The following is a 6,892-nucleotide window of genomic DNA, read 5'->3' as shown; positions in this document are numbered from 1 at the left end:
TGCCTGATAATGCACATATTCGCGAATCTCGAGCCGGGTCAAGGCAGATAACGATAAAGTGGCTATGGTAGCATTGCGTATCAGTTGAAAAGCAGCATGCTCCAGATAGTGATCCAACTCTGGCCGTCCACTCATCAAAATCTGCAGCGGGGTGCCATTACTGGCAGAAGATAATAATAAATTATTAATAACATTCAAATTGTCTTGTGTTATCTCCTGGGCATCATCCACCACCAGCAAGATATTGCGGCCAAACTCTACACGACTGGCAAGCGCATCCAACACCTCCTCGATGGAAATAGACCAACTGTTTGGTCCCGCCACTTCGACACCAATTGATTCACAAATGGTCTGGGTAAAGGAGGCTTGGCTTTGCCCGGCATCGGCAACATAGGCCATATCCCAACTGTCCGGTAAAATGGAGCGCAAACGCATAATCAACTGACTTTTGCCTACCCCTTCTGCCCCAGTCAGAACGATCACACCCTCCCCTTTGGCCAGTGCCGCACGTAAAGAACGCCACAATACGCCATGGCTGCGCACTGTAAAAAAAGGCTGCAATTCTGATCGGTTGCCCTGAAGAGAGCGTACTACTGGAAACCCCATGGTCGTGCTGCCATCCCTCGCAGGAGGAATACTCACCTCAAAGCAGTAAAGATTCATGGTGCACATCTTCCTGCCTGAGGCTATCTCTGATTGGAACATTGTAGCAGCATTCTCGCCCCGCAAAAACAGCCGATACGCAGAAAGGCAGTCACATTTTCTCTTCCTCGCCCTCCGCATCCTTTCCCAACTGCGCCAATGTCTGATCCATCATCCCAACCAGCTCCTGTAATGCCTGCAACAATGAGGTGGGAGTATCGGGAGGCATGCTGACAATCACCTCCATAAAAAATGCCCGCATAAAATGAATGCGACGCTGCGGCACCGAAACCAGCAGCTCCTCCCATCGATTCAACAGATCAAACCACTCGGTTACCGTCAACACCCCCATCGGCACCCCAGGCAAGCGACGTTCCGGCGCAAAGGCGATTCGCAATGCCGTGATCAATGGTAATGCCGCTTCCAAACGTTCATTTCTGGCCCTTTTTGCCAGACGATTGAGCAGTTCATTGATGGCCAACGAGGAGTGCGCAAAAGAGATGTTCATGAGAGAAGGTGTCCCGTTTAATTAATGCGCTCACATCAACAGGTGTGCATCGCCTGCGACCAATAGGTATAACGTCGAATCAAGGCCTGAGAGCAAGAATAGAGTGAGCGGCACTCTACACCACTCTCTTGCTTTGCCGGGTTTGCTGATCCATTTTCCGCAACAAAATCAACTATTTTTGCATGAAAATGCACACTCTCTGACTCTAACACTTCCCTTAACAACCGCTCTATTTCCGCTCCCGAGAGAGTACTCTTTTCTTCCTGGGCCAACATGCCTGCATCCTCCTCCAAGATCCCTGCACAGATATGGTTGCCTTTTTGCCGGGCATGCTGTTCTAATATCTCTTGAAAATCGGACGATGCCGGACTACCCTCAACCCTCTCTTGCTGCTCGCTCTCTGTGCAGAGCATGCCGCTACCCTTTAAGCAACCGGCTATGGGTAACGCTGTCCGCAATTCTGGACATGATGCAGGTTCGTTCATTGCTCGTCGTCTCCTGGTTAGATACGCTCTCTCTCCACAGCCCAACGGAAAGAGTGACTTGTCGGCCATAACAGCAAACTTGATACCAATTGATGGGAGAGCATCAAGAAATATTCCAGGCGAACCGTTTGATATTTTATTAAAAAATTATTGCAAGTCGAAAGACCACTCCCCGCTGGCCCCCCGCCTCCGGGCTGATTCGGTCTCTTGTTTTTGTGGAACCACTTGGGAGAAAAAATCAGATGAGCAAATCCATGGAAGATCGGGATGGAAAAATTTGGCTGGATGGCCAATGGTTGGATTGGCGGCAAGCCAAAGTGCATGTCTTGACCCATACCCTGCACTACGGATTTGGCGTCTTTGAAGGAATCCGCTGCTACGCCACCAACCAGGGACCAGCCATATTCCGTCTGCAGGAGCATATCGACCGCCTGTTCCGCTCCGCACATATCCTCAACATGAAGGTTCCCTTTTCCGTTGCCACGATCCGTGATGCCTGCGTGGAAGTGATCCGAGCCAACCAATTGCGCTCCGGCTATATTCGCCCCATCATCTTCTACGGGGCTGAAGGGATGGGGCTCAACCCTGCATCTTGCCGGGTCCGTGCGGCAATCGCCGCCTGGGAATGGGGCGCCTATCTCGGTGAAGAGGGTATGGAAAAGGGAATCCGTATCAAAACCTCCTCCTATACCCGCCACCATCCCAATGTCACCATGACCCGTGCCAAATCGGTGGGCAACTATCCCAACTCCGTTTTGGCCAAAACCGAAGCCCTCTCCTGCGGCTTCGATGAGGCTCTGCTGCTCGACACCGAAGGCTATGTGGCAGAAGGTTCTGGAGAAAATATCTTTATCCTGCGCTATGACGGCACCCTGCTCACCCCACCACTCGACTCTGCCCTTGACGGCATCACCCGCGATACCGTCATCCAACTGGCAAAAGAGAGTGGCCTCAACGTGCGCGAACAGCGCTTCACCCGCGACGAGGTGGTCATCGCCCAAGAGGCTTTCTTCACCGGTACCGCCGCAGAGATCACCCCCATCCGTGAACTGGATGGACGACAAATCGGTATCGGTACTGCCGGTCCGGTCACCAAGTCGATTCAAAGCCGCTTTTTCGACGTGGTGCAAGGCCGCAATCCCCATTATGCTCACTGGCTGACCAAAGTGGAGTAATACGCTGATGGCCAATCCGCAATTTGTTTTTACCATGCACCGAGTCACCAAGGTGGTGCCACCAAAAAGGATCATCTTGCAGGATATCTCCCTCTCCTTTCTGCCCGGCGCCAAAATTGGCGTCCTCGGTCTGAATGGCTCCGGAAAATCCAGCTTGTTGCGCATCATGGCCGGTGTCGATCATGAATTTACCGGAGAGGCCAAAATGGCAAACGGCTTGCGGGCCGGTTTTCTGCCGCAAGAGCCGGAGCTGGATCCCAACAAAGGGGTGCGAGGTAACGTCGAAGAGGGGGTCGCTCCCATCAAAGCCCTGCTCGACCGCTACAATGAACTCTCCATGAAGTTTGCCGAACCCATGTCCGATGAGGAGATGGATGCAACCATCCGTGAGCAGGGAGAGTTGCAAGAGGCTATTGATCGGGTTGATGGCTGGAACCTGGAGCGCAAATTGGAAATTGCCGCCGATGCCTTGCGTCTTCCCCCCTGGGATGCCGATGTCAAAACCCTCTCCGGTGGCGAAAAACGGCGCGTGGCCCTCTGCCGCCTCCTGCTCTCCACCCCAGACATGTTGCTGCTGGATGAGCCTACCAACCACCTGGATGCCGATTCAGTGGCCTGGCTGGAGCTCTTCCTGCAAAACTATCCCGGTACCGTGATTGCCGTTACCCACGACCGCTATTTTCTCGATAATGTGGCCGGCTGGATTCTTGAGCTGGATCGTGGACACGGCATTCCCTGGAAAGGCAACTACTCCTCCTGGTTGGAACAAAAAGAGCAGCGTCTGGCCCAGGAAAAACGTGAGGATGACTCCCGCCGCCGTCGCTTGCAGGAGGAGCTGACCTGGGTACGCGCCTCCCCACGGGCCCGCCAGGCCAAAAACAAAGCGCGTATTCATGCCTATGAAGAGTTGGCTGCCCAATCCCGCGAACAGCGTCGCGAAACCAACAGCCTGTTCATCCCCTCTGGTCCCCGGCTGGGTGAGGTGGTGATCGAAGCCGATACCATCAGCAAGGGCTATGGCGACCGTCTGTTGATGGATAAACTCTCCTTCCGTCTGCCACGCGGCGGCATCATGGGGGTGATCGGCGGCAATGGTGCCGGAAAAAGTACCCTGCTGCGTCTGATTACCGGTGTCGAACAGCCGGATAGCGGACGTCTGCTCCTCGGCGAAACAGTACAATTGGCACACGTTGACCAGAGCCGTGCCGGCATGGAGCCAGAAAAAAATGTCTGGGAGGTGATCTCGGATGGTTTGGATATGTTGGATCTGGGCGGACGCGAGATCAACTCCCGATCCTATGTCTCCTGGTTTAACTTCAAAGGTGCCGATCAACAAAAAAAGGTCAAGGTGCTCTCTGGTGGGGAACGCAACCGCGTGCATCTGGCCCGGGTTGTCAAAAGTGGTGGCAACCTGTTGCTGCTCGACGAACCCACCAACGACCTGGATGTGGAAACGCTGCAAGCTCTGGAATCAGCCATCACCACCTTTGCTGGCAGTGCTGTCATCGTCTCGCACGATCGCTGGTTTCTCGACCGGATCGTGACCCATATTTTGGCTTTTGAGGATGAAGGTCAGGTGACCTTCTTTGAAGGCAATTATCAGGAATATGCTGCCGATCGCAAACTGCGTCTGGGAGCCGATGCCGATCAACCACACCGGGTGCGCTTCAAAAAGCTGACCCATTAACGAATAAGCAAACATAAAGACCAAGGAGGATATGCCAACTTGGTCTTTATGGTGCTATATTATCAAGAATTATCAATTCGATCCTTAATAAGGCTGTATAATTCCTGAAAATCGCTTGGTTGGTCGCTCATTTTCTTTTTTACTAGATCGTTTATTGCCTCAATATATTTTTCTTCGCCCTGAAGCTGTAATCCTTCTCTGTCAGTTACTTGGAAACAACTATTAACAATTTGTCTTAGTATTTCTTTTCCACTCATACGAGCACACCATTCCCCAACACCAAATTTAAGGGGGATACTATTTCCAGAAAAAAAGTTAAGAACATCGTTGAACAATTCATTTATCCTGTCGTTACTAACAGAATTATCAATTTGTCTCCTTCTTAATGCGAATTCTTGCATATCAGTAAGCGCCTTCACAGCTTCTTGTGGAGTACCAAAATTAGAAAGATTTGTAAAGACATTAATCCAATTATCTTTTTGCTCTTCTCTTATTATTAATATAACTCTATTTACCACTTCCATATATACTCTTTGATTAGCAAAGCAGGTTATCTTCTCCTCTAATTTTTTTATTCCGCTACTTCCTCTATATAAAGGCTTTAACAAATCTGATTCCTGAAGATATTCCGGATCGAGAAAATAGTTCTCAAACTCCTTCTTTTTCCATATTAATAAGTTTGATGTTGCACTATCTGGAAAATTATTCCAACTACTATTAACGACAATATCATCGTGATGGTCACGATCAATCAGAAAGTAATAATTAGGATGCGACGGGTACAAAGCAGTCGCCACACTTTTTAAGTGGAATGATGGACCCATTGCCTCGATTCTAATCATATTTCTAAGAAGCGTACCAATGGCAATCGAGTCAACTTCCTGACTGCTTCCTTCGACAAACAAAACATGTCTGACACGACCATTTACGTCGTCTGGATGACCGCCGACTTGTACAGGTAACATTTTCAATCTCCTTATTGCAATTTCTCCATCATCGTAATTTGTTTTGCGCCAATAAATAATCGTCTTTCATCTTTTACAGAGCTGAACATTTCATTACTATGCGTAGCAAATATATACTGATTCTCAGGAGCAATTTGATATACTTGCTGAACAAAATCGCGATGCCATTCAGCATTTAAATGCAGCTCAGGTTCATCAATCAGGATTAGACAAGGCTGATCCTTAGAATAATGCCATATTAGAAACAGAGTCGATATTATTTCTTTTTGCCCAGAACTTAGCCCATCAAAAGCAAAGGACACCCCCCCCTTTTTTTGCGTAATTCTGAAATCAAGAGTGTTATCAGTAGATGGACGCAGTTTATCTATTGTTCCCCCTGCATATCTTTCAATTAAATTATTGATTTTGTCAAAAGTCTCATCTGCGTTATCACTACTATCAAGAAGGTCAAACAAATTGGCTCTTCCCATCATTGCACGCAAAATCTGTAGCTTAAAAATACTCACATAAGAATTTTCACTAGACTGAATTGACATTCTTGAATATGGTGATCTAATAATACGACGCTTAAACATCATATCATGTTCCAGCATCATGCCCAGCTCTGGCTTACCTTCTTGCACTTTTCTGTAACTATGAAAATATAAGCAAGGAGGCATAATAACTGGCTCCATATAGTGTCCGGTTAGTAAAGTAAGAAAACGTTCTGTTAAATCATCATACATTCTCTTTCTGTATGGTTCAAAAAATTTATAGATTTTTTCTTTATCTCCACCTACACTAATTTTCCCACTTTTATCTAGTTGAATCGTAAATTTAACATCTTCAGCGTTAATGTAGAAGATACCAGATATATCTGCTGACTCTGATCCAGACCTTACAAACATTTCTGAAAAACGTACAAATGCATCCTGTTCGCTGCCATGAGCAAATCTAGTACCACTAAGAGCAGCCAAAAACAATAAAGAACACGCCTCAAGAATTGATGTTTTTCCTATACCGTTACGACTTCCCATTACATAAATATCAGGATCATCCCTCATTCTTGGCGGAAGAAAATCAAGAACAATTTGATCTATTCCCTTAAAGTTATTTATTTCTAACTGCTTTAAGCGAAAAGAGAACTTGTCTTTATTGCCTGATTGTCGCGTTGATTTTGGCCTCGACGCCATATATACCTCCATTTATAGTAAATCTAACACATTTACTGTTTACTTGATTACTCAAACATATATATACAAAGTAAACACGTAACTATTCAGGTTCGTGCTGGCTCGCCAGCTCTACCCCCATGGGGATACTGTGGGTATTGGCGCAAAAAATGCGCGCCAATACCCACAGCTTGCTTCCATTAGGGTCTCCTCAAAAAGCCCCTACCGCAATTGATCTTCTACCCTGAGATGGGTACGACCTATCGGCGGTTTTTGCCA

7 protein-coding genes are annotated in these 6,892 nt (G+C 47.8%); 2 read left to right on the top strand and 5 right to left on the bottom strand.

The window, feature by feature from the left end:
* The 3 genes from EJP87_RS12380 to EJP87_RS12370 form a co-directional block, all read right to left on the bottom strand.
* Window positions 1–663, bottom strand: a 663-nt coding sequence (locus EJP87_RS12380) for an ATP-binding protein (RefSeq protein ID WP_193771350.1), incomplete at its 3' end; no start/stop codon positions are given.
* A gap of 91 nt (window positions 664–754) precedes the next feature.
* The gene (locus EJP87_RS12375; RefSeq protein ID WP_130472186.1) at window positions 755–1,150 is read right to left on the bottom strand and encodes a hypothetical protein; all 396 of its coding nucleotides are present in this window, start codon (window positions 1,148–1,150) and stop codon (window positions 755–757) included.
* 35 nt (window positions 1,151–1,185) lie between these two features.
* A complete protein-coding gene (locus tag EJP87_RS12370; protein WP_130472185.1) occupies window positions 1,186–1,635 on the bottom strand; it encodes a hypothetical protein in 450 nt (149 codons plus the stop codon).
* A 242-nt stretch (window positions 1,636–1,877) separates the two neighbouring features.
* Between EJP87_RS12370 and EJP87_RS12365 the strand changes: the two genes are divergently transcribed.
* Window positions 1,878–2,810 (top strand): branched-chain amino acid transaminase, encoded by a 933-nt coding sequence (locus EJP87_RS12365; RefSeq protein ID WP_227657616.1) that lies wholly within the window; start codon window positions 1,878–1,880, stop codon window positions 2,808–2,810.
* Between the two features lie 7 nt (window positions 2,811–2,817).
* Entirely contained in the window at window positions 2,818–4,497 is a 1,680-nt protein-coding gene (gene ettA / locus EJP87_RS12360; RefSeq protein ID WP_130472184.1) for an energy-dependent translational throttle protein EttA, read from the top strand.
* A gap of 62 nt (window positions 4,498–4,559) precedes the next feature.
* Here the strand turns inward: ettA and EJP87_RS12355 are convergent, their stop codons facing one another.
* Window positions 4,560–5,462, bottom strand: coding sequence for a hypothetical protein (locus EJP87_RS12355; protein WP_130472183.1), 903 nt, complete (start codon window positions 5,460–5,462; stop codon window positions 4,560–4,562).
* 11 nt (window positions 5,463–5,473) lie between these two features.
* On the bottom strand, window positions 5,474–6,634 hold the full coding sequence (locus EJP87_RS12350; RefSeq protein ID WP_193771349.1) for an AAA family ATPase: 1,161 nt from the start codon (window positions 6,632–6,634) through the stop codon (window positions 5,474–5,476).
* Window positions 6,635–6,892: the final 258 nt, after the last annotated feature.

Origin of the sequence: Candidatus Magnetaquicoccus inordinatus (genome assembly GCF_004217665.1) — a bacterium.
GTDB lineage: Bacteria > Pseudomonadota > Magnetococcia > Magnetococcales > Magnetaquicoccaceae > Magnetaquicoccus > Magnetaquicoccus inordinatus.
This window is presented reverse-complemented; position numbering and strand designations above follow the sequence as displayed.

What these genes read in the sequence shown, in the direction of transcription:
- EJP87_RS12375 (WP_130472186.1), bottom strand. Translation starts at nt 1,150, where the DNA reads ATGAACATCTCTTTTGCGCACTCCTCGTTGGCCATCAATGAACTGCTC.
- EJP87_RS12370 (WP_130472185.1), bottom strand. Translation starts at nt 1,635, where the DNA reads ATGAACGAACCTGCATCATGTCCAGAATTGCGGACAGCGTTACCCATA.
- EJP87_RS12365 (WP_227657616.1), top strand. Translation starts at nt 1,878, where the DNA reads ATGAGCAAATCCATGGAAGATCGGGATGGAAAAATTTGGCTGGATGGC.
- ettA (WP_130472184.1), top strand. Translation starts at nt 2,818, where the DNA reads ATGGCCAATCCGCAATTTGTTTTTACCATGCACCGAGTCACCAAGGTG.
- EJP87_RS12355 (WP_130472183.1), bottom strand. Translation starts at nt 5,462, where the DNA reads ATGTTACCTGTACAAGTCGGCGGTCATCCAGACGACGTAAATGGTCGT.
- EJP87_RS12350 (WP_193771349.1), bottom strand. Translation starts at nt 6,634, where the DNA reads ATGGCGTCGAGGCCAAAATCAACGCGACAATCAGGCAATAAAGACAAG.